16 protein-coding genes and 2 pseudogenes are annotated in these 20,320 nt (G+C 69.3%); 7 read left to right on the top strand and 11 right to left on the bottom strand.

The features are described 5' to 3' along the window. Positions 1 to 17 precede the first annotated feature (17 nt). Positions 18 to 1,664, top strand: coding sequence for an alkaline phosphatase family protein (locus OJJOAM_RS08650; protein WP_422647707.1), 1,647 nt, complete (start codon positions 18 to 20; stop codon positions 1,662 to 1,664). Positions 1,665 to 1,778: 114 nt separating this feature from the next. On the opposite strand, the gene OJJOAM_RS08655 is transcribed toward OJJOAM_RS08650, so the two are convergent. The 4 genes from OJJOAM_RS08655 to OJJOAM_RS08670 all read right to left on the bottom strand — a co-directional run bounded on the left by OJJOAM_RS08655 (position 1,779) and on the right by OJJOAM_RS08670 (position 4,902). Next, on the bottom strand, positions 1,779 to 2,477 hold the full coding sequence (locus tag OJJOAM_RS08655; protein WP_422647708.1) for a MarR family winged helix-turn-helix transcriptional regulator: 699 nt from the start codon (positions 2,475 to 2,477) through the stop codon (positions 1,779 to 1,781). 37 nt (positions 2,478 to 2,514) lie between these two features. Next, complete coding sequence (gene lipA / locus OJJOAM_RS08660) at positions 2,515 to 3,513, bottom strand: lipoyl synthase (RefSeq protein ID WP_422647709.1); 999 nt, start codon at positions 3,511 to 3,513, stop codon at positions 2,515 to 2,517. Between the two features lie 37 nt (positions 3,514 to 3,550). Next, positions 3,551 to 4,342 carry a lipoyl(octanoyl) transferase LipB gene (gene lipB, locus OJJOAM_RS08665; protein WP_422649540.1) on the bottom strand — a complete coding sequence of 264 codons (792 nt, stop codon included), beginning with the start codon at positions 4,340 to 4,342 and terminating at the stop codon, positions 3,551 to 3,553. Between the two features lie 197 nt (positions 4,343 to 4,539). After that, complete coding sequence (locus OJJOAM_RS08670) at positions 4,540 to 4,902, bottom strand: DUF2917 domain-containing protein (protein WP_422647710.1); 363 nt, start codon at positions 4,900 to 4,902, stop codon at positions 4,540 to 4,542. Positions 4,903 to 5,121: 219 nt separating this feature from the next. Between OJJOAM_RS08670 and OJJOAM_RS08675 the strand changes: the two genes are divergently transcribed. Continuing rightward, positions 5,122 to 6,075 (top strand): transcriptional regulator GcvA, encoded by a 954-nt coding sequence (locus tag OJJOAM_RS08675; protein ID WP_422647711.1) that lies wholly within the window; start codon positions 5,122 to 5,124, stop codon positions 6,073 to 6,075. Here the strand turns inward: OJJOAM_RS08675 and OJJOAM_RS08680 are convergent. The 6 genes and pseudogenes from OJJOAM_RS08680 to gatC all read right to left on the bottom strand — a co-directional run bounded on the left by OJJOAM_RS08680 (position 6,072) and on the right by gatC (position 12,337). Beyond that, a pseudogene (locus tag OJJOAM_RS08680) lies at positions 6,072 to 7,191 on the bottom strand (tyrosine recombinase XerC). The gene OJJOAM_RS08675 and the pseudogene OJJOAM_RS08680 overlap by 4 nt on opposite strands. A gap of 23 nt (positions 7,192 to 7,214) precedes the next feature. Further along, positions 7,215 to 7,985, bottom strand: coding sequence for a DUF484 family protein (locus tag OJJOAM_RS08685; protein ID WP_422647712.1), 771 nt, complete (start codon positions 7,983 to 7,985; stop codon positions 7,215 to 7,217). Positions 7,986 to 8,241: 256 nt separating this feature from the next. After that, a pseudogene (gatB, locus tag OJJOAM_RS08690) lies at positions 8,242 to 9,698 on the bottom strand (Asp-tRNA(Asn)/Glu-tRNA(Gln) amidotransferase subunit GatB). Between the two features lie 150 nt (positions 9,699 to 9,848). Beyond that, entirely contained in the window at positions 9,849 to 10,355 is a 507-nt protein-coding gene (locus OJJOAM_RS08695; protein ID WP_422647713.1) for a hypothetical protein, read from the bottom strand. Further along, positions 10,352 to 11,875 carry an Asp-tRNA(Asn)/Glu-tRNA(Gln) amidotransferase subunit GatA gene (gene gatA / locus OJJOAM_RS08700; protein WP_422647714.1) on the bottom strand — a complete coding sequence of 508 codons (1,524 nt, stop codon included), beginning with the start codon at positions 11,873 to 11,875 and terminating at the stop codon, positions 10,352 to 10,354. Before gatA ends, OJJOAM_RS08695 begins: the two co-directional genes overlap by 4 nt. A 162-nt stretch (positions 11,876 to 12,037) precedes the next feature. After that, positions 12,038 to 12,337 carry an Asp-tRNA(Asn)/Glu-tRNA(Gln) amidotransferase subunit GatC gene (gene gatC, locus OJJOAM_RS08705; RefSeq protein ID WP_208580609.1) on the bottom strand — a complete coding sequence of 100 codons (300 nt, stop codon included), beginning with the start codon at positions 12,335 to 12,337 and terminating at the stop codon, positions 12,038 to 12,040. 742 nt (positions 12,338 to 13,079) lie between these two features. Here gatC and OJJOAM_RS08710 point away from each other — a divergent pair. The 5 genes from OJJOAM_RS08710 to rodA all read left to right on the top strand — a co-directional run bounded on the left by OJJOAM_RS08710 (position 13,080) and on the right by rodA (position 19,536). Continuing rightward, positions 13,080 to 14,123 carry a rod shape-determining protein gene (locus OJJOAM_RS08710; RefSeq protein ID WP_023264573.1) on the top strand — a complete coding sequence of 348 codons (1,044 nt, stop codon included), beginning with the start codon at positions 13,080 to 13,082 and terminating at the stop codon, positions 14,121 to 14,123. Between the two features lie 215 nt (positions 14,124 to 14,338). Next, complete coding sequence (mreC, locus tag OJJOAM_RS08715) at positions 14,339 to 15,406, top strand: rod shape-determining protein MreC (RefSeq protein WP_422647715.1); 1,068 nt, start codon at positions 14,339 to 14,341, stop codon at positions 15,404 to 15,406. After that, positions 15,403 to 15,915 carry a rod shape-determining protein MreD gene (mreD, locus tag OJJOAM_RS08720; RefSeq protein WP_006579990.1) on the top strand — a complete coding sequence of 171 codons (513 nt, stop codon included), beginning with the start codon at positions 15,403 to 15,405 and terminating at the stop codon, positions 15,913 to 15,915. The genes mreC and mreD overlap by 4 nt, the downstream gene beginning before the upstream one ends. A gap of 60 nt (positions 15,916 to 15,975) precedes the next feature. Further along, positions 15,976 to 18,222, top strand: a complete 2,247-nt coding sequence (mrdA, locus tag OJJOAM_RS08725; protein ID WP_422647716.1) for a penicillin-binding protein 2 — start codon at positions 15,976 to 15,978, stop codon at positions 18,220 to 18,222. Between the two features lie 171 nt (positions 18,223 to 18,393). Then, positions 18,394 to 19,536, top strand: a complete 1,143-nt coding sequence (gene rodA / locus OJJOAM_RS08730; RefSeq protein WP_422647717.1) for a rod shape-determining protein RodA — start codon at positions 18,394 to 18,396, stop codon at positions 19,534 to 19,536. Between the two features lie 33 nt (positions 19,537 to 19,569). On the opposite strand, the gene OJJOAM_RS08735 is transcribed toward rodA, so the two are convergent. Beyond that, complete coding sequence (locus OJJOAM_RS08735) at positions 19,570 to 20,199, bottom strand: tetratricopeptide repeat protein (protein WP_422649541.1); 630 nt, start codon at positions 20,197 to 20,199, stop codon at positions 19,570 to 19,572. Positions 20,200 to 20,320: the final 121 nt, after the last annotated feature.

Raw genomic sequence — 20,320 nt, forward strand, 5'->3', positions numbered from 1 at the left:
AGCAAGGAGCGACGGCGATGGCCCGCAATATCCTTTTCATCATGTGCGACCAGCTGCGGTGGGACTACCTGTCCTGCACCGGGCATCCGACCATCCGTACGCCGAATATCGACGCGCTGGCCGCGCGCGGGGTGCGCTTCTCGCGCGCCTATGCGCAATCGACGATCTGTGGCTCGTCGCGGATGAGCTTCTACACCGGCCGCTATGTCGATTCGCACGGCGCCGCCTGGAACAACTTCCCGCTGAAGGTCGGCGAGATGACGCTGGGCGACTATCTGCGACCGCTCGGCCGGCAGACCGTGCTGGTCGGCAAGACCCATATGGCGGCCGACACCGAGGGCATGGCGCGGCTGGGCATCGACCCCAATTCGCTGATCGGCACGCGCGTGGCCGAGTGCGGCTTCGATCCGTACGAGCGCGACGACGGCCTGCACGGCAGCGGCCCGGCCGGCCGCTACGATCCCAAGCCGGTGCGCTACAACCAGTATCTGCGCGAGCTGGGCTATGCCGGCGACGACGGCTGGGACGACTGGGCCAACGCCGGCGAGGACGAGCACGGCAATCTGCTGTCGGGCTGGCTGCTGCGCAATTCGACCCGCCCGGCGCGCGTGGCCGAGGAGCATTCCGAAACGCCGTACATGACCCGGCGCGCGATGGAATTCATCGAGCAGGCGGGCGAGGCGCCGTGGTGCCTGCATCTGTCCTATATCAAGCCGCACTGGCCCTGCATCGCGCCCGCGCCCTATCACGCGATGTACGGCCCGGCCGACGTACCGCCGCCGGTGCGCAGCGAGGCCGAGCGCGCGCAGCCGCATCCGATTTACCAGGCCTTCCTCAATTCGCGCGTCAGCCGCGCGTTCTCGCGCGACGAGGTGCGCGAGGCGGTGATTCCCGCCTATATGGGCCTGATCACGCAGATCGACGACCAGATCGGCGTGCTGATGCGCTTCCTCGAGAGGCAGGGCCGGCTCGACGACACCATGATCGTGTTCACCTCCGATCATGGCGACTATCTGGGCGACCACTGGATGGGCGAGAAGGACCTGTTCCACGAGCCCTCGGTGCGGCTGCCGCTGATCGTCGTCGATCCCTCGCCGGCGGCCGACGCGACGCGCGGCTCGGTATGCGATGCGCTGGTCGAGGCGATCGACCTGGTGCCGACCTTCGTCGAAGCCTGCGGCGGCCCGGCGCAGCCGCACCGGCTCGAGGGACGCCCGCTGCAGCCCTGGCTGCACGGGCAGGCGCCGGCCAGCTGGCGCCGGTATGCGATCAGCGAATACGACTACTCGGCCACCGGTGCCGCGGTGTCGCTCGGCGTCGCGCCGCTCGATGCGCGGCTGTTCATGGTGGTCGACGAGCGCTGGAAGTACATCCACGCGCCGGGCTTCCGGCCGATGCTGTTCGACCTGGCCGAGGACCCGCACGAGCTGCACGACCTCGGCGCCGATCCGGCCCACCAGGCGCAATGCGAGCGGATGTATCTGGCGCTCGCGCAATGGGGACTGCGGCAGTCGCAGCGCACCGCGATCAGCGACGACCGCATCGCGGCGATGCGCGGCGCATCGGTCCGCAAGGGCATCCTGCTGGGATTCTGGGACGAGAGCGAACTCCCGGAGGAGCTGCTGCACGAGAAATGGCGCGGCGCGCGGGAGGCGCTGCGTTAAGCGTCGGCGCTGCGCTGGCGGTCGGTGCCGCGCCAACGGGCGCCCGCTGGCGATCGACCCCGCTGGCGGTGGGCTACGCTGACGTTAGGCGGTGGGCTGACGATCGGCGCCGCGCTAGCGGTCGGCGCGGTCCTGGCCGGAGACGGCCTGCGTTTGCAGTTCGTCCTCCGACGCATCGTCAGACGCCTCCTTTGGCGCATCGTCCGACGCCGGCTCCGGCGCCGACCACTGGCGCCGCGCACCGCCGCCCCGCCAGCGGTTGGTGCTGACCGTGGTGGCGACCTGCCGCTTGACGCGTACCGCCTGCTCGGTCAGCGCGGTCAACAGCGTGTCGAGGGTCGCCAGTTCTTCCTCCGATAGCGTCTCGACCAGCTGCCGGTTGATCGCCGCCACCTCGTCGAACAACTGCCGATAGAGCGCCTGCCCCGCCGGCGTCAGCGCGACGCTGGCGCGCCGGCGGTCGCCGTCCAGCGTCTGCCGCCGGATCAAACCCTTGGCGGTCAGGCGCGTGATCGCGCGCGACACGCGCGTGCGGTCCAGATGGCATTGATCCGCGATCTCCGACGGCGCCTGCGCGCCGCGCACGGCAAGCAGCCCCAGCAGCGCCCATTCGCGGCGCGACACACCGTACTGGCCCTCGCACAGGCGGATCACGGCCGCGCCGCTGGCGCCAACCAGCGCCGCGAGACGGAAATTGAGCAGATCGGTGATATCGCGCGGCGTGCGCAGGCGGCTGGTGCCCGCATCAAGAGCAGGGGCAGCCGCGGAAACTGCCGCCGCGGAAGCGGCGGCCGCGCAATCGTTGTCGGGCAAGGCGGATGCCGGCGCCACGGAAGGGCGCCGGGCGGGATCAGGCGAAGCCGGCCTGGTGCGCCTGCTGGTCGGCATGGTAGGAGCTGCGCACCATCGCACCGACCGCGGCGTGGGTGAAGCCCATCTTGTAGGCCTCTTCCTCGAACATCTTGAAGGTGTCGGGATGGACGTAGCGCAGCACCGGCAGGTGGTGATTCGACGGTGCGAGATACTGGCCAATGGTCAGCATGTCGATGTCGTGCGCCCGCATGTCGCGCATGACCTCGAGGATTTCCTCGTCGGTCTCGCCCAGGCCCACCATCAGGCCGGACTTGGTCGGCACGTCCGGATTGCGGCGCTTGAACTCCTGCAGCAGCTTCAGCGAGTGCGCGTAGTCGGCGCCGGGACGGGCCTGCTTGTAGAGGCGCGGCACCGTTTCCAGGTTGTGGTTCATCACGTCCGGCGGGCAGGCCTGCAGGATGTCCAGCGCCTTGTCCAGGCGGCCGCGGAAGTCCGGCACCAGCACCTCGATGCGGGTGATCGGCGACAGCTCGCGGGTCTTGCTGATGCAATCCACATAGTGCTGGGCGCCGCCGTCGCGCAGGTCGTCGCGATCGACGCTGGTGATCACCACGTAGTTCAGCTTCAGCTGGGCGATGGTCTTGGCCAGGTTCAGCGGCTCGTTGACATCGAGCGGATCCGGGCGGCCGTGGCCGACGTCGCAGAACGGGCAGCGGCGCGTGCACTTGTCGCCCATGATCATGAACGTCGCGGTGCCCTTGCCGAAGCATTCGCCGATGTTCGGGCAGCTCGCTTCCTCGCACACCGTCACCAGGTTGTTGGCGCGCAGGATGTCCTTGATCTCGTAGAAGCGCGAATTGCCGGTGGCCGCCTTCACGCGGATCCAGTCCGGCTTCTTCAGCTTCTCGGCGGGGACGATCTTGATCGGAATGCGGGCGGTCTTGTCGGCCGACTTCTGCTTGCGGGTCGGGTCGTAGGCCGCGCCTTGGGCGGCATCGCCTTGGGGATTCGAGTTGGCGATCAGGGCGTCGCTCATGGTGTTCTCCGCGCGCTCCCCCGCGCGCATAGGTCGGCTAGGCCGTGGTCAGGGGTGTCAGTTGGCCGGGGGCCATGGCGGCTTGTTCGTTCGCTGGCTGGTTCACTGGCTGGTTCGCCGCGGACTCGCTGCCCGCCGCGCGAAGCTGCGCCGCCGCCAGTACCTCGCACAATGCCGCCGCCAGGCGTCGCGCGATCTCGGGTTGATGCCGGGCGTCGACCGCTTCCCGGCGCACGCCGCCGTCGGCATCGGCCGCGGGCACCGTCGCGCCGGCGCGGGCCATGTCGACCGTTTCGAGACCGGCATAACCGCACGGGTTGATACGCAGGAACGGGTCCAGATCCATCCGCACGTTCAGGCTGACGCCGTGGTAGCTGCAGCCGTTGCGGATCTTCAGGCCCAGCGCGGCGATCTTGGCGCCGCGGTGCGGACCGTCGGACAGATAGATGCCGGGCGCGCCAGGCTTGCGTTCGGCGGGCAGATTATACGCCGCGAGCGTGTCCAGCACCGCTTGCTCGATCGCATGGACCAGCTCGCGCACCATCAGGTGGCGGCGGCGCAAGTCCAGCAGCAGATAGGCGACGACCTGGCCCGGCCCGTGATAAGTGATCTGTCCGCCACGATCGATCCGCACCAGCGGGATTGCCGGATCGGGCGACAGCAGATGCGAGGGGTCGCCCGCCTGGCCCAGCGTGTAGACCGGCGGATGCTCGACGAGCCAGATCTGGTCGGGAGATTCGGCGGTGCGCGCGGCGGTGTAGGCGCGCATCGCGTCGAAACAGGGCGCGTAGTCCTCCCGGCCCCGTTCGATGACTTCGATTGCTTGCATGCCGAGAGTGTAGCGAAAAGGGCCGGTTCGCACCGGCCCCGCTTCGCTGGCGGCTGTCACCCTGGCGCCGTCAGGGTTGTGTCACGGTTGTCCGCGGCTGGGATAACCGTCGTCGGGGACCGGGCGCCGGCGGCCGGCTGTACACCAGCCGCAGATGGCGCCTGCCTCCCGCTTTCGCTTCCGCTTCCCCGTTCCGTTCAGGACGCGGCGACGACCTCCTGGCTAGGCGACCATTGCGTGCCTCGAACCAGGCGCCTCACGATGCGATTCACCAGATGCGGCAGGTTGGTCGCCGCCGGGCGGCGCGCCTCGGCGATCAGCGCCAGCCGTACCGGGCGCTCGGCGCGCGGATCGACGCTGAGCACCACCTCGTCGCCGCGGTTCAGCTGCAGGCTGGCGCCGCAGCGCAGCCAGTAATCTTCCGAATCGCCGTCGCGGGTGACCCACAGGTTCAGGCCGGCGGCATCTTCCACATAAAGCCGTTGCGCGGTATGCACCGACAGCGGCGCGACCTCGCCCGGGTTCAGGCTGAAGACGGTCGTTGTGAGCAGGGTTTCCATTTTGGACTTCCTTCACTAAGGTGACGGTACCGTCCGGCACGCGAATCTCGCGTGGCTGGCGTCGCGCTTTACCGTGTCTAGCCTGGTTTAGCCTGGCGCGCTCGCTGTTGCGGTCCCGATGCACTGCATTCTAGTGATTGCCCGGCCACCCCCAAAACGATATATATTGATTTCCCTTGTTAGCCAATCTCACATAACGAACCCCCGACGAACGCTGCAATGACCCTCAAGCGCAACCCCGCCGAACTGCCGCGCGCCTGGCATCGGGAACTGCCCCGGCTGCCGGCGCTGACCGCGCTGCGCGCCTTCGAGGCCGCCGCCCGGCACGAGAGCTTCTCGCGCGCGGCCACCGAGCTGTTCGTCACCCATGGGGCGGTCAGCCATCAGGTACGGGCACTGGAAGAGGAACTGGGCCAGCCGCTGTTCGCCCGCAACGGCAAGCGGGTCAGCCTGACGCCGGCCGGACGCGTCTACGCCGAGCGCGTTCGCGACGCGCTGTTGCAGATCGCCGAGGCGACGCGCGCGCTGCAGTCCGGCACGCGCGACAAGCGGCTGACCATCAGCACCATGCCGTCGTTCGCGGCGCGCTGGCTGACGCCGCGCATCGGCAGCTTCATCGAGCGGCATCCCGAGCTGGACGTCGAGCTGATGTCGTCGAACACGCTGGTCGACTTCACGCGCGACGAGGTCGACGTGGCGCTGCGCATGGGCAGCGGCGACTATCCGGGGCTCTATGTGGAACGGCTGCTCGACGACGTGTTCTTCCCGGTCTGCAGCCCGAACTTCCTGGGCGGCAAGCTGCCGGCGCGCCCCGAGGACATGCAGGGGCTGACGCTGCTGCGCGGCGAAGGCGATCCGTGGCGGCCCTGGTTCGAGGCGGCCGGGCTGGACTGGCCCGAACCGCGCAAGGGCCTGATGTTCGAGGACTCGTCGCTGCTGCTGCAAGCCGCGGCCGAGGGCCAGGGCATCGCGCTGATCCGCTCGTCGCTGGCCTATAACGACTTGCTGTCGGGACGGGTGGTGCGGCTGTTCGACGTCAGCATCCCGTGCCCTTGGCTGCTGTACTTCGTCTGCGCGCCGGCGATGCTCGATACGCCGAAGGTGCAGGCGTTCCGCACCTGGCTGCTGCCGGAGATCGCGGCGTTCCGGCAGGTGCTGTCGCAGTGGGCCTAGGCTTGGGCTTGGGCTTGGGCTTGAGCGGAAGCCAGGAGCCTCAGGCCGGTTCGTCGTCGTCCGGCATCGATGACTTCGAGGGGGGTCGATGGCGTCGAGGCAGTCGCCGCCGTGTCCCGCTCTGCGAGCCGTGCGCGCGGATGGGCCTGGTCGTAGACCTTGGCCAGATGCTGGAAATCGAGCGCCGTGTAGATCTGCGTGGTGGCCACGCTGGCGTGGCCCAGCATCTCCTGCACCGCACGCAGGTCGCCCGACGACTGCAGCACGTGGCTGGCGAACGAGTGCCGCAGCATGTGCGGATGCACGTCGGCCGGCACGCCGGCGCGGATGGCCTGCTGCTTGATGCGGGTGCGCACGGTGCGGTCCGACAGCCGCTCGCCGCGCCGCGACAGGAAAAGCGCGTGCCGATGGCCGACCTCGGCCGTCGCCCTTACCCATTCGTCCCGCACCGCCAGCCACGCGCGCAGCGCCTGCACCGCCTTGCTGCCGACCGGCACGCTGCGGCGGCGCGAACCCTTGCCGAGCACCGTGACCTCGCCCGCGGCCAGGTCGATCCAGCCCGACGAGCGATAGCCGTCCTCTTCCACGTAGCGCAGATCGAGCTGCACCAGCTCGGACACGCGCAGGCCGCTGGAATAGCCGAGCTCGAACACGGCCTGGTCGCGCAGCCCTTCGGCGCCCTCGCCGGCCGGCTGGCCGACCAGCGCCACCGCATGCTCGACCGACAGCGCCTTGGGCAGCGGCCGTCCGGCCTTGGGGGGCGCGCACGCCGTCCACCGGATTGGCCTCGACGCCGTGGCCGTGCCGCGCGGCCCACAGGTAGAAGCCGCGCCAGGCCGACAGCGCCCGCGCAATGCTGGTGGCAGCGAGGCCGCTGCCGCGCAGGCGCGCGGCGAAGCTGCGGATCTGGTCGGTGCGCAGCGCCGTCAGCGCGGTACCGGGCGCGAATTTGGCGGCCTGCGCCTGCAATACCGACAGGTCGCGCCGGTAGCCGACCAGCGTGTGCTCGGCGAGCTTGCGGCTGCTGGCCAGCCAGTCGAGATAGGTGCGCAGCAGCGGATCGAGGGCGGGAGCGGGGGCGTCCGCCGCGGCGGCGGGTTCGCGGGAGCGGGCCATCTGTTGCCGCCCGGGTCCTCGCGTCAGGCGCGCAGGCGCGCCAGCGCCGCGCCGGCCAGTTCGCCGATGCGGCTCAGATAGGCGGTGCCCATGCCTTCGTGGAAGCGGCGCGGGTCGGGCGAGCCGAGCACCAGCAGGCCGAAGGTCGGACCCGTTTCGGCGTCCTCGCCGGCGGGGGCGCGCAGCGCGACCATCGCGAGCGAAGCGATGTCGTCGCGCTCGAGCCAGTCGACCGCCTGCTTGCCGCCTTCGCCGAGCGTATCGGCCGCGGCCGCAGACGCGGGTGCGGGTGCAGGCAGGGCGCCCTCTTCGGCGACGGCCGGTTCGATGGCCCACGGATTGCCGCCGCAATACGGCGTCTGCAGGCCCTCGGCAAAGCGGCGCGCGGCTTCGGTCGCGGCGGCCTGTTCGCCGCGCAGCAGATCGAGCGGGGCGTGCGTTTCGGCCAACTGCCACAGCCGCAGCGCGACGGCCGGCACATCGAAGACCTGCTGCAGGCCCTGGCTGACCGCCATCGGCAGCGCCAGCGCATCGGCCTCGCCGAGCAGCCGCAGCTGCCACGCGTGCATGCGGTTCTGCGTGCGGTCGTTGTCGTGGCCGTGGCGCATCAGGTTGGCCAGCTTCAGTTCGAGGCCCTTGTTCTTCTCGCGCAGGATTTCCATCTGGCGCTGCTGCAGCGACACCGCGCGATGGCTGTGCGGGCTCGTCAGCTGCACCGAGGCCAGCAGCTCGGCGTGGTCCTCGAAGAACTGGGGATGACTTTGCAGATAGGCGGCGACGTCTTGCGGATTCATTGGCGGGTCATCGAACGATTTGCGCTGGAGTGTAGCAAACGCAGTTGGTGAGGAGCGGGCAGCCCTCTCCCCAGGCTCTCTCCCGCAGGCGGGAGAGAGAAGAAAAACGCTGTCGGTGTTCTCCCTCTCCCGCCTGCGGGAGAGGGCCGGGGGAGAGGGGCCGGGCGATCGATCGACCAGCATGGCGCCAAACCCCCCGCGCCATGAAAAAACCCGCGCTTGAGCGCGGGTTCCTCATCTGCCTGCACCGAGCCGGTCAGCCCAGCTTCTTGCGCAGCAGCTCGTTGACCTGGGCCGGATTGGCCTTGCCCTTGGTCGCCTTCATCGCCTGGCCGACCAGCGCGTTGAACGCTTTCTCCTTGCCGGCGCGGAACTCCTCGACCGACTTGGCGTTGGCGGCCAGCACCTCGTCGATGATGGCCTCGAGCGCGCCGGTGTCCGACATCTGCTTCAGGCCCTTGGCCGCGATGATCGCATCGGCGTCGCCGTCGCACTCGCCGGCCCACATCGCCGGGAACACGTCCTTCTTGGCGGTGTTGTTCGATACCGTGCCGTCGGCGATGCGCTTGAGCAGCAGCGCGAGCTGGGCGGGACGGATCGGCGCGCCATCGATCTCGATGCCCTCGCGGTTCAGCTGCGAGGCGACATCGCCCATCAGCCAGTTCGCCGCGGGCTTGGCGTTGGCCGCGCCGGCTTCGGCGACGACCTGCTCGAACCAGTTCGCCAGCGCCTTCGACGACGTCAGCACGCTGGCATCGTAGGCGGGCAGGCCATATTGCGAGACGAAGCGCGCCTGCATCGCGGCCGGCAGCTCCGGCATCGCGGCGCGCACGCGCTCGACCCAGGCCGGCTCGATCTCGAGCGGCAGCAGGTCCGGATCGGGGAAGTAGCGGTAGTCGTGCGCGTCTTCCTTGGTCCGCATCGCGCGCGTCTCGCCGGTGTCCGGATCGAACAGCACGGTGGCCTGCTGGATCTCGCGGCCATCCTCGATCTCGGCGATCTGCCAGCGCACCTCGTATTCGATGGCCTGCTGCAGGAAGCGGAACGAGTTCAGGTTCTTGATCTCGCGGCGCGTGCCGAGCTTGTCGCTGCCGACCGGCCGCACCGACACGTTGGCGTCGCAGCGGAAGCTGCCTTCCTGCATGTTGCCGTCGCAGATGCCCAGCCACACCACCAGCGAGTGCAGCGCGCGCGCATAGGCGACCGCCTCGGCGGCGCTGCGCATGTCGGGCTCGGTGACGATCTCGAGCAGCGGCGTGCCGGCGCGGTTCAGGTCGATGCCGGTCATGCCGGCGAAGTCCTCGTGCAGCGACTTGCCGGCGTCCTCCTCGAGGTGGGCGCGGGTCAGCTGCACGGTCTTCTCGTAGAACTCGCCCTTGCGGCCCTCGACCTGGAAGGTCAGGCTGCCGCCCTGCACCACCGGGATCTCGTACTGGCTGATCTGGTAGCCCTTGGGCAGGTCGGGGTAGAAGTAATTCTTGCGCGCGAACACGCTATGCGGCGCGACATGGGCGCCGATCGCCAGGCCGAACTGGATGGCACGTTCGACCGCGGCCTTGTTCAGCACCGGCAGCGTGCCGGGCAGCGCCAGATCGACCGGGCAGGCCTGGGTGTTGGGCGCCGCGCCGAACGCGGTGGAGGCGCCGGAAAAATCTTCGAGGCCGTCGATAGCTGCGTATGCGTTTCGAGGCCGATCACCACTTCCCATTGCATGGCGGTATTCCTGTTGGTTCCTTGCGGCGGCGCCGGCATGGGCCGCGCCGCCGTTTGCTTTCGCGTTCTGCGTTGTGCGTTCCGCGTTCTGCGTTGTGTCGCTGTGCGTTTCGTCGCTCTGCGTTCCGTCGCTCCGGGTTCTACCGCGCGTTATTGCGTGCGCGCGCAGGTGCCGGTGCCCGGTTCGAACATGACCGGCCAGGCCTCTTCGTAGATGCCCGGCGTGCAGCGGCTCTGGCAATTGGCGTGCGCCAGCGTGACGCGGCGCGGGTCCTGCCAGACCAGCAGCTTGCACGCGCTGCCGTCGCGCGCGGCCAGCTCGATATGCGGCTTGCGGCGGGTCTGGCGGAACTCGGCCAGGTCGAAGCTGCACGAGCCGCGCTTGCCGACCCACAGCTTCCACGACAGCTGCTGCACGTTGTTGTCCGACACGCGCAGCTGCGCGTCCTCGCGGAACCCGTCCTCCTCGGTGCGGCGGCAGTCGCCGGCCAGGTCGATATCGCGATCGGCGATCGGCGTCGGACCGCCGATGCGCGGCAGCGGAATGCAGCCGGCCAGCGCGGCCAGCAGCACGGCGGTCAAGGCGAGGCGGCCGGCCGACAGACCGGTAGCCAGGCGGAGGGACGGGCGGGTCGAAAACAGCGCGTTCATGGTCATCCCTGCGAAGGCTGGCGCAAATGCCAGTCGGTGGCCTGCTGGAAGGCGTGCGCGGTCTGCAGCAGCTGCGCCTCGCCGAAGTAGTTGCCGATCATCTGCAGGCCGACCGGCATGCCGCCCTCGCCGAAGCCGCAGGGCACGCTCATGCCGGGCAGGCCGGCCAGGCTGGTCGACAGCGTGAAAATGTCGGCCAGGTACATCTGCACCGGATCGGCGCTCTTCTCGCCGAGCTTCCACGCCACCGTCGGCGCGACCGGTCCCATGATCACGTCGCATTCGCCGAAGGCGCGCTGGAAGTCGTCGGCGATGATGCGGCGGATCTTCTGCGCCTGCAGGTAGTAGGCGTCGTAGTAGCCGTGCGACAGCACATAGGTGCCGACCAGGATGCGGCGCTTGACCTCCCAGCCGAAGCCCTCGGCCCGGGTCTTCTTGTACATGTCGAGCAGGTCGCGGTACTCGGCGGCGCGGTGGCCGTAGCGCGCGCCATCGAAGCGCGACAGGTTCGACGAGGCCTCGGCCGGCGCGATCACGTAGTAGACCGGGATCGACAGTTCGGTCTTGGGCAGCGACACCTCGACCAGCGTCGCGCCGAGCTTCTCGTATTCGCGCAGCGCCGCTCGCACCGCGGCCTCGACATCGGCCGACAGGCCGGCGCCGAAGTACTCGCGCGGCAGGCCGATGCGCAGGCCGGCCAGCGGCTGGCTGGCGCTGGCGCCGCCGCGCGGCTGGCCCAGCAGCCGCGTGAAGTCTTCGTCCACGCCGCCCTGGGCCGGCGTCAGCGAGGTCGAATCGCGCTCGTCGAAACCGGCCATCGCATTGAGCAGCAGCGCGCAGTCCTCGGCGCTGCGCGCCATCGGGCCGGCCTGGTCCAGCGACGAGGCGAACGCGATCATGCCGAAGCGCGACACGCGGCCGTAGGTCGGCTTGATGCCGGTGATGCCGGAGAACGCGGCCGGCTGGCGGATCGAGCCGCCGGTGTCGGTGCCGGTGGCGGCCGGCGCCAGGCCCGCGGCCACCGCCGCGGCCGAGCCGCCCGACGAGCCGCCGGGCACGCGCGACGCGTCCCACGGATTGCGCACCGGGCCGAAGTGCGAGTTCTCGTTGGACGAGCCCATCGCGAATTCGTCCATATTGGTCTTGCCCAGCGTCACCATGCCGGCGGCGGCCAGCCGCTCGACCACGGTGGCGTCGAACGGGCTCTCGTAATCGGCCAGCATGCGCGAGCCGGCCGTCGAGCGCCAGCCGCGGGTGACGAACACGTCCTTGTGAGCGATCGGCACGCCGGTCAGCGGACCGGCCTCGCCGCGCGCGCGGCGCGCGTCCGCGGCGCGGGCCTGGGCCAGCGTCAGCTCGGCGTCGACATGGACATAGGCGTTCAGCGCGCCGGCCTGCTCGATGCGGGCCAGGTAGTCGCGCGCCAGCTCTTCGGCCGACACCGCGCCGGCGGCGAGCGCATCGGCGATCTGGCGCAGCGAGGTCACGGTCGAGCCGACCGGGAAGGAGGAAGCGGAAGAAGACATGGAGTGTCGGAAAAGCTTCGGGGAACGGCCGGCGGGGCATGGGCGCCGCCGGCGGATCGATTCAGGAGACGCCGCGCTGCGTATCGGTACGTCGATACGGAAGAATCGGGCGACGTCGGCGAGCCGGGTGCGGGACCGTTACTGGGACCGTTTTCGGGACCGTTATTCGATCACCTTCGGCACCAGGTACAGGCCGGCCTCGGTGGCCGGGGCGGGACGCTGGTAGTCGTCGCGCCGGTTCGGCTCGGTGACGGCGTCCTCGCGCAGGCGCTGCTGCATCTCGCGGACCGCCGACAGCGGATGCGCCAGCGGCGCGACGCCGGTGGTGTCGACCGCCTGCATCTGCTCGACCAGCGAGAAGAATTGATTCAGTTGCCCGAGCGTCTGGCCGGCTTCTTCATCGCTGATGTCGATGCGGGCAAGATGGGCGATGCGCTTGACGTCGGTTAACTCGAGTGCCATGGCGTGGGTGCGAGGAATTCCAGAGGGCCCGGCGCTCCGGCAACAGGCCGGGACAAACCGGGAGAAGGACGACCGTGCGGACAGAGTCGGGAGGCGCCGGACCGGCCCGGCGGGCGTGCCCTGGGCGGCGCCGCGTCCGGACCGCTGTCGGGCAGTTGCCGGGCCATTGCCGGGCCGTTGCCGGGCCGTTGCCGCGTCGACATCGGCCTGGGGAAAGTGCCGCGCGCGACGCCCCACAATCGTCAGAATTACAGGTTTTTTCAGGGCAATTTGCCGCCGAAACACGCGGAATTATAAGGTATCATTCCGTTTTGCCGCCGCCTCTGGCGGCGCCTTCGCCGCTTGGACCCAGGGTCCGGCCGCTGAAGGACGCCGGACCCGACTGCCCGCGGGGCCCGGACCAGGATCCTCCGATTAGACCGACTCGCCGCTGCCCCATTGTGGGTACCGGGTCTGTGGCGCCCGGACCGCCGTCCGGCCATCCGCCAAATGAAGTTTGGCGAACTTTCTGGCGCCGTCTAATCAAAGGTTCCCGTGGGAGTGCGTTCCGCCGGCCCGGCGGGCGAAATCCCTCAGGACTGTCGCGGTTCGCCTGGCGCACCGCAACGGCATGGGCGGGACCGTGGATGCGCGGAAGACGCGCGCCGTTTCCATCGAAACCCAATGAATATCGCGGCCGGCGCCAAGGACTGGCGCCGGCCGCTTCGCATACCTGCGAACCCACCAGAAAACAGGACTCCTGATGTTCGGATTTCTCCGCAGCTACTTTTCCAACGATCTCGCGATCGACCTCGGCACCGCCAACACGCTGATCTACATGCGTGACAAGGGCATCGTGCTGGACGAACCGTCGGTGGTCGCGATCCACCTGGGCGGCGGCCCGAACGCCAAGAAGACCATTCAGGCAGTCGGCAAGGAAGCCAAGCAGATGCTGGGCAAGGTGCCGGGCAACATCGAGGCGATCCGCCCGATGAAGGACGGCGTGATCGCCGACTTCACGGTCACCGAGCAGATGCTCAAGCAGTTCATCAAGATGGTGCACGACAGCAAGCTGCTGCGTCCGTCGCCGCGCATCATCATCTGCGTGCCGTGCGGTTCGACCCAGGTCGAGCGCCGCGCGATCCGCGAGTCGGCGCTGGGCGCCGGCGCCTCGCAGGTCTACCTGATCGAGGAACCGATGGCCGCCGCGATCGGCGCCGGCCTGCCGGTGTCGGAGCCGTCGGGCTCGATGGTCGTCGATATCGGCGGCGGCACCACCGAGGTCGGCATCATCTCGCTGGGCGGCATGGTCTACAAGGGCTCGGTGCGCGTCGGCGGCGACAAGTTCGACGAGGCCATCGTCAATTACATCCGCCGCAACTACGGCATGCTGATCGGCGAACAGACCGCCGAAGCGATCAAGAAGGAAATCGGCTCCGCCTTCCCGGGTTCGGAAGTGCGCGAGATGGAGGTCAAGGGCCGCAACCTGTCCGAGGGCATCCCGCGCGCGTTCACGGTTTCGTCCAACGAAATCCTAGAAGCGCTGACCGATCCGCTGAACCAGATCGTCTCCACCGTGAAGATCGGCCTGGAGCAGACTCCGCCGGAACTGGGCGCCGACATCGCCGAGCGCGGCATCACGCTGACCGGCGGCGGCGCGCTGCTGCGCGACCTGGACCGCCTGCTGGCCGAGGAAACCGGCCTGCCGGTGCTGGTGGCCGAGGATCCGCTGACCTGCGTGGTGCGCGGCTCGGGCATGGCCCTGGAGCGCATGGACAAGCTCGGCAGCATCTTCGCCTACGAGTAAGCCGGTCCGGCAAAGGATCGTTCCCGTGGCGAAGCGCGCCCTGCCCGCACCGCTGGCCCAGGCCGGCCACGGGCAGGTCCGCCGCCGCGCCACCCTGGCCAAGCCGGCCGCCGCTCTCCGGCGGTCCGCGCGACTTTGCCAATTCCGGTCCGCCCCCCGGACGCCCCAGCGCGGCGTGCCGGCGACGCGGACCGCCACCGCCTGCGTACGGCTAAATGGATTACACGCCGCCACCGCTATTCAAGCAGGGCACGTCCGCGTTCGCGCGCCTGGTCATCTTCGTGACGATGGCGCTGGTGCTGCTGGTCGTCGACGCCCGCTTCGATGCGCTGTCCACGGTCCGGCAGGTCGCCGCCACCGTGCTGATGCCGGTCGAGCGCGCCGTGCTGGTGCCGCGTGACATGGCGCGCGCCGCGTTCGACTATCTGCAGTCGTCCGCCGCGCTGGCCAGCGAGAACCGCGAGCTGCGGCGGCGCGCGGTGGCGCAGGCCGACGACGCGCTGCGCCAGGCCCAGCTCGAGGCCGAGAACCGCCAACTGCGCAAGCTGCTGGACCTGAAGGAGCAATCGGCCACGCCGGTCACGGCGGCCGAGGTGCTGTACGACGCGCGCGATCCGTACAGCCAGCGCATCGTGATCGACCGCGGCAGCCAGCACGAGGTGCGGGCCGGCTATCCGGTCATCGACGACCGCGGCGTGGTCGGCCAGGTCACGCGCGTGACGCCGTTCCAGTCCGAAGTCACGCTGCTGACCGACAAGGAACAGGCGATCCCGGTGCAGGTGGTACGCAACGGCCTGCGCAGCATCGCCTTCGGCGGCGGCAAGGCCGGCATGCTGGACCTGCGCTTCATGGCGGCGTCGGCCGATCTGCAGCAGGGCGACCTGCTGGTGACCTCGGGCCTGGACGGGGTCTATCCGGCCGGGCTGCCGGTCGCGCGCATCGTGCAGATCGAACGCAAGGCCGATACCGCGTTCTCGCGCGTCTACTGCGAGCCGGTCGCCGGCGTGCGTTCGCACCGCCAGCTGCTGGTAGTGCGCTACGAGGCCGAGAAGCCCTCGCGCGACCTGCCGGCCGGCGACGACGGCAAGAGCGCGGCGGGCAAGGCCAGCAAGACGGAGAAGGCGGGCAAGGCCTCGAAAGCCGACAAGTCCGACAAAGCGGAAAGAACCGAGAAGGCGCCGAAGCCCAAGGCGGACGCCGCGGCTACGGCCGCTACGGCCACCACAGTCGCCACAGTCGCTACCGCGCCCGCGGCCGCGCCGAGCCAGGAGCAGAAGCGGTGACCCATCCCCAATACCTGCTGCGGCCGGTCAACCCGGCCTTCATCGCGCTGACCTTCGTGCTGGCGTTCCTGTTCAACCTGCTGCCGTGGGGCGACATCCTGTGGGTGCCGGACATGGTGGCGCTGGTGCTGGTGTTCTGGAACATCCACCAGCCGCGCAAGGTCGGCATGGGCGTGGCCTTCGTGCTGGGTCTGCTGATGGACGTGCACGATGCCCGCCTGCTGGGCGAGCACGCGATGGCCTATACGCTGCTGGCGTACTTCGCCATCACGATCCACCGCCGCGTGCTGTGGTTCAGCGTCTATACGCAGGCGCTGCACGTGCTGCCGCTGCTGTTCATCGCGCATGCGGTGCCGGTGGTGATCCGGCTGCTGATGGGCGCGCCGCTGCCCGGCTGGCCGCTGCTGGTCGCGCCCGGCATCGAGGCGCTGCTGTGGCCGCTGGCCACCGGCCTGCTGCTGGCGCCGCAGCGCCGCTCCATCGACGTCGACGAAACCCGGCCGATCTGACGGCATGGCACTCCGCTCGCTGTTTCTCTCCGTGCCCCGAACGCCCGTCCACGCAGCACCATGACCGAAATCCGCAACGTCGAACTCGAGCTCGGCCGCTTCCGCCTTCGCGTGGCGGCCGCGGCGCTGTTCGCCGTGATCCTGTTCGGCCTGCTGTTCCTGCGCTTCTTCTGGCTGCAGTGGTACAAGCACGACCAGTATTCGGCCAAGGCCGAGGACAACCGCATCTCGGTGGCGCCGATCGAGCCGAACCGCGGCATCATCATGGACCGCAACGGCGTCGTGCTGGCGCGCAACTATTCGGCCTACACGCTGGAGATCACGCCGTCCAAGCTGACGCAGTCGCTGGACGACACCATCGATGAACTCTCCGAACTGATCGACATCCAGCCGCGCGACCGCCGCCGCTTCCGCCGGCTGATGGAAGAGTCGCGCAGCTTCGAGAGCCTGCCGATCCGCAGCCAGCTCAGCGACGAGGAGGTGGCGCGCTTCTCCGCGCAGCGCTTCCGCTTCCCCGGCGTCGACGTGCGGGCGCGCCTGTTCCGCCAGTACCCGATGGGCGAATCGGCCTCGCACGTGGTCGGCTACATCGGCCGCATCTCGCAGCGCGACCAGCAGCGCATCGAGGCGATGGACGTGGCCAACGACGCCAATCCCGCCAAGTACGATCCGCGCAAGGATGCCGACAACTACAAGGGCACCAACTACATCGGCAAGATCGGCATCGAGCAGAGCTACGAGACCGAGCTGCACGGGTTGACCGGCATCGAGGAAGTCGAGGTCAGCGCCGGCGGGCGGCCGATCCGCACGCTGTCGACCGCGCCGGCGACGCCGGGCAACAACCTGATTCTCTCGCTCGACATCCGGCTGCAGCAGCTGGCGGAGGCGCTGTTCGGCGACCGCCGCGGCGCGCTGGTAGCAATCGAGCCGGCCACCGGCGACATCCTGGCCTTCGTCTCCAAGCCGACCTTCGACCCGAACCTGTTCGTCGAGGGCATCGACACCGCGACCTGGAACGAGCTGAACAATTCGCCGGACAAGCCGCTGCTGAACCGGCCGCTGCGCGGCACCTATCCGCCGGGCTCGACCTACAAGCCGTTCATGGCGCTGGCGGCGCTGACGACGGGCAAGCGCACGGCCAACTGGGGCATGCACGATCCCGGCTTTTTCACGCTGGGCAACCACACCTTCCGCGACGACAAGCCGGGTGGCCACGGCTGGGTCGACATGCACAGCTCGATCGTCGCCTCGTGCGATACCTACTACTACGCGCTGGCGCGCGACATGGGCGTCAACGCGATCCACGACTTCATGAAGCCGCTGGGCTTCGGCCAGCTGACCGGCATCGACATCGAGGGCGAGAGCCGCGGCATCCTGCCGTCGACCGACTGGAAGCGACGCGCCTATCGCAAGCCCGAGCAGCAGCGGTGGTATGACGGCGAGACCATCTCGCTGGGCATCGGACAGGGCTACAACAGCTTTACGATCCTGCAGCTCGCCCATGCGACCGCGATCCTGGCCAACAACGGCGTGGTGATGAAGCCGCACCTGGTCAAGGCGGTCGAGGACGCGATGACGCGCCAGCGCCGGCTGACGGTGCCCAAGGAAAGCTACCGGCTGCCGTTCAAGCAGTCCGATATCGACGTGATCAAGCGCGCGATGGTCGGCGTCACGCACTCGGGCACCGCGGCCAGGGCATTCGCCGGCGCGGCCTACGAGTCGGCCGGCAAGACCGGCACCGCGCAGACCTACTCGCTGGCCAAGGGCGAGAAGTACAACCACCATGCGCTGGCCGAGCACAAGCGCGACCACGCGCTGTATCACGCCTTCGCGCCGGCCGACAAGCCGAAGATCGCGCTGGCGCTGATCGTCGAGAACGCCGGCTTCGGCGCGCAGCACGCCGCGCCGATCGCACGCAAGATCATGGACTACTACCTGCTCGGCAAATGGCCCGCCGAGCTGGCCGAGATCGCGCCGCCGGCCTCCGAGCGCACGCACGGGCTGCCGCCGGTCGACACGCCGAGCGTGTTCACCACCGGCCATACGGCCAGCATCGCCAGTGCCAGCGCGATGGGCAACACGCTGGCCAGCGAGGACGCGGAAGACCAGCCGGACGGCAAGGATGACAGCGGCAAAGGCGGCAAAGGCGACAAAGGCAGCAGCGCCGGCGAGGGCAGCCAGGGTGGCGCCAGCGCGGTGGCCGCCGCGCCGGCCATCGATCCGCAGGCAATCGCCCCCGCCTCGGCGCCGCTGACGCTGGGGGGACCGCATGCGCCAGGCGCTCGGCCACAGCCGGCCGCCGCATGACGGCGCGCCGCCGGCTCCGCCCTCGCCATCGGCCCCGGCCGCACCGGGCGCGCGCCAGACGCGCCCGACCACGCCGCCCGCCGCGCCGGGTCCCGCACCGTCTCCCGCATCCCGCGCCCGGCAAGCCGCCGCGGCGCCGGGCGCCAACGCCACGCATTGAAGGAGGCGCAGATGGATCGCAGACGCGCCCTGTCCCTGATCAAGACCGCGCTGACCGGCTTCGACAAGCCGCTCGCGCTGATCGTCTTCCTGTTGTTCGCCACCGGCATCGTGGCGCTGTACTCGGCGTCGATCGACGTGCCGGGCCGCGTCGAGGACCAGCTGCGCAATATCCTGCTGTCCTACGCGGTGATGTGGGTGATCGCCTATCTGCCCACGCAGACGTTGATGCGGGTCGCGGTGCCGCTTTATACGGTCGGCGTCGCGCTGCTGATCGCGGTGGCGATGTTCGGGCTGATCCGCAAGGGCGCACGCCGCTGGCTCAATGTCGGCATCGTGATCCAGCCCTCCGAGCTGATGAAGATCGCGATGCCGCTGATGCTGGCCTGGTACTTCCAGAAGCGCGAAAGCGGGCTGCGCTGGTTCGACTTCATCGTCGCCGGCCTGCTGCTGGCGGTGCCGGTGGGCCTGATCGCCAAGCAGCCCGACCTGGGCACCGCGCTGCTGGTGCTGGCCGCCGGCATGTACGTGATCTACTTCGCCGGGCTGTCGTGGAAGCTGATCCTGCCGGCGCTGGCGATCCTGGTCACGCTGATTTCCGGGCTGCTGTTCTTCGAGCACGACATGTGCGCGCCGGGCGTCAACTGGCCCGTGCTGCACGACTACCAGCAGCACCGGGTCTGCACGCTGCTCGATCCCACCACCGATCCGCTCGGCAAGGGCTTCCACACCATCCAGTCGATCATCGCGATCGGCTCGGGCGGCCTGATGGGCAAGGGCTGGCTCAAGGGCACGCAGACCCACCTCGAATTCATTCCGGAGAAGCACACCGACTTCATCTTCGCGGTCTACTCCGAGGAATTCGGCCTGATCGGCAATGCGGTGCTGCTGGTGCTGTACCTGCTGCTGATCTTCCGCGGGCTCTATATCGCCGCCAATGCGCCGACGCACTTCTCGCGGCTGCTCGCCGGCGCGGTGACGCTGATCTTCTTCACCTATGCCTTCGTCAACATGGGCATGGTCAGCGGCATCCTGCCGATCGTCGGCGTGCCGCTGCCGCTGATCAGCTACGGCGGCACCGCGCTGGTCACGCTCGGCATGGGGATCGGCATCCTGATGAACATCTCGCGGCAGAAGCGGCTGATTCAGACTTGATGCGCGCCGCGCGCTTGCCGGCTCGCCTGTCCGCTACATCGTCGGCGCGCGCGACCTGACGGTCTGCTCCAGCAGCGAGCGCAGCTTGGCCAGCGCGCCGGGGTCGCCGCGCGCCGCGGCGCGGGCGTACCAGATCTTCGCCTGCTCGATATCGCGCTCCACCACGCCCGGCTCGCCGCGCTCGTAGAAGCTGGCGACGATGTACTGCGCGCCGCCGTCGCCCGCGGTCGCGGCCCGCGTGTACCACTCGAAGGCCTTGGCGTAATCGCGCGGCACCCCGCGGCCGATGAAGTAATTGGTCGCCAGCGCGACCTGCGCCTGGATATGTCCGCCCTGGCTGGCGCGCTGATACCAGCGGTTGGCCTCCTCCAGCGACTTGGGCACCAGGTCGCCGCGCTCGTGCAGTTCGCCCCAGGTGAATTGCGCGTGCGTCATCTCGTTGTCCGCCGCCTTCTTCAGCCAGACCAGCGCCTCCTGCGGCTTGGACGCCGTGCCGTCGCCGCGCAGCAGCATCATCGCGTAGTTGAACTGCGCCAGCCGGTTGCCCTGCCGCGCGGCCTCGGCGAAGTCGCGCAGCGCGCTCTCGAAAGCGCCGGCCTCGTAGGCGGCCACCGCCTGCCGGGTCAGCGTTTCCGCCGGCTGCGGCGGCCGGGGTGCCGCCATCGCGGTCTGCCACCCGCCCAGCAGGATCACGATGCAGGCGGCGTGGCGGACGAGGCGGCGAAGGGTCGGCATGGCGAACTCCCAGCGAGGTCGGGCTTTCCAGCCAGTGTAGGAGTCGGTG

Source organism: Cupriavidus sp. H18C1 (assembly GCF_049311595.1).
Lineage (GTDB): Bacteria > Pseudomonadota > Gammaproteobacteria > Burkholderiales > Burkholderiaceae > Cupriavidus > Cupriavidus cauae.

Bases quoted from the DNA above. Each gene is read 5' to 3' on its own strand.
- OJJOAM_RS08675 (WP_422647711.1), top strand. From the start codon at position 5,122: ATGACCCTCAAGCGCAACCCCGCCGAACTGCCGCGCGCCTGGCATCGG.
- gatC (WP_208580609.1), bottom strand. From the start codon at position 12,337: ATGGCACTCGAGTTAACCGACGTCAAGCGCATCGCCCATCTTGCCCGC.
- OJJOAM_RS08710 (WP_023264573.1), top strand. From the start codon at position 13,080: ATGTTCGGATTTCTCCGCAGCTACTTTTCCAACGATCTCGCGATCGAC.
- mreC (WP_422647715.1), top strand. From the start codon at position 14,339: ATGGATTACACGCCGCCACCGCTATTCAAGCAGGGCACGTCCGCGTTC.
- rodA (WP_422647717.1), top strand. From the start codon at position 18,394: ATGGATCGCAGACGCGCCCTGTCCCTGATCAAGACCGCGCTGACCGGC.
- lipB (WP_422649540.1), bottom strand. From the start codon at position 4,342: ATGCAAGCAATCGAAGTCATCGAACGGGGCCGGGAGGACTACGCGCCC.
- gatA (WP_422647714.1), bottom strand. From the start codon at position 11,875: ATGTCTTCTTCCGCTTCCTCCTTCCCGGTCGGCTCGACCGTGACCTCG.
- OJJOAM_RS08670 (WP_422647710.1), bottom strand. From the start codon at position 4,902: ATGGAAACCCTGCTCACAACGACCGTCTTCAGCCTGAACCCGGGCGAG.
- OJJOAM_RS08685 (WP_422647712.1), bottom strand. From the start codon at position 7,985: ATGAATCCGCAAGACGTCGCCGCCTATCTGCAAAGTCATCCCCAGTTC.
- mrdA (WP_422647716.1), top strand. From the start codon at position 15,976: ATGACCGAAATCCGCAACGTCGAACTCGAGCTCGGCCGCTTCCGCCTT.
- OJJOAM_RS08735 (WP_422649541.1), bottom strand. From the start codon at position 20,199: ATGGCGGCACCCCGGCCGCCGCAGCCGGCGGAAACGCTGACCCGGCAG.
- OJJOAM_RS08695 (WP_422647713.1), bottom strand. From the start codon at position 10,355: ATGACCATGAACGCGCTGTTTTCGACCCGCCCGTCCCTCCGCCTGGCT.
- OJJOAM_RS08650 (WP_422647707.1), top strand. From the start codon at position 18: ATGGCCCGCAATATCCTTTTCATCATGTGCGACCAGCTGCGGTGGGAC.
- lipA (WP_422647709.1), bottom strand. From the start codon at position 3,513: ATGAGCGACGCCCTGATCGCCAACTCGAATCCCCAAGGCGATGCCGCC.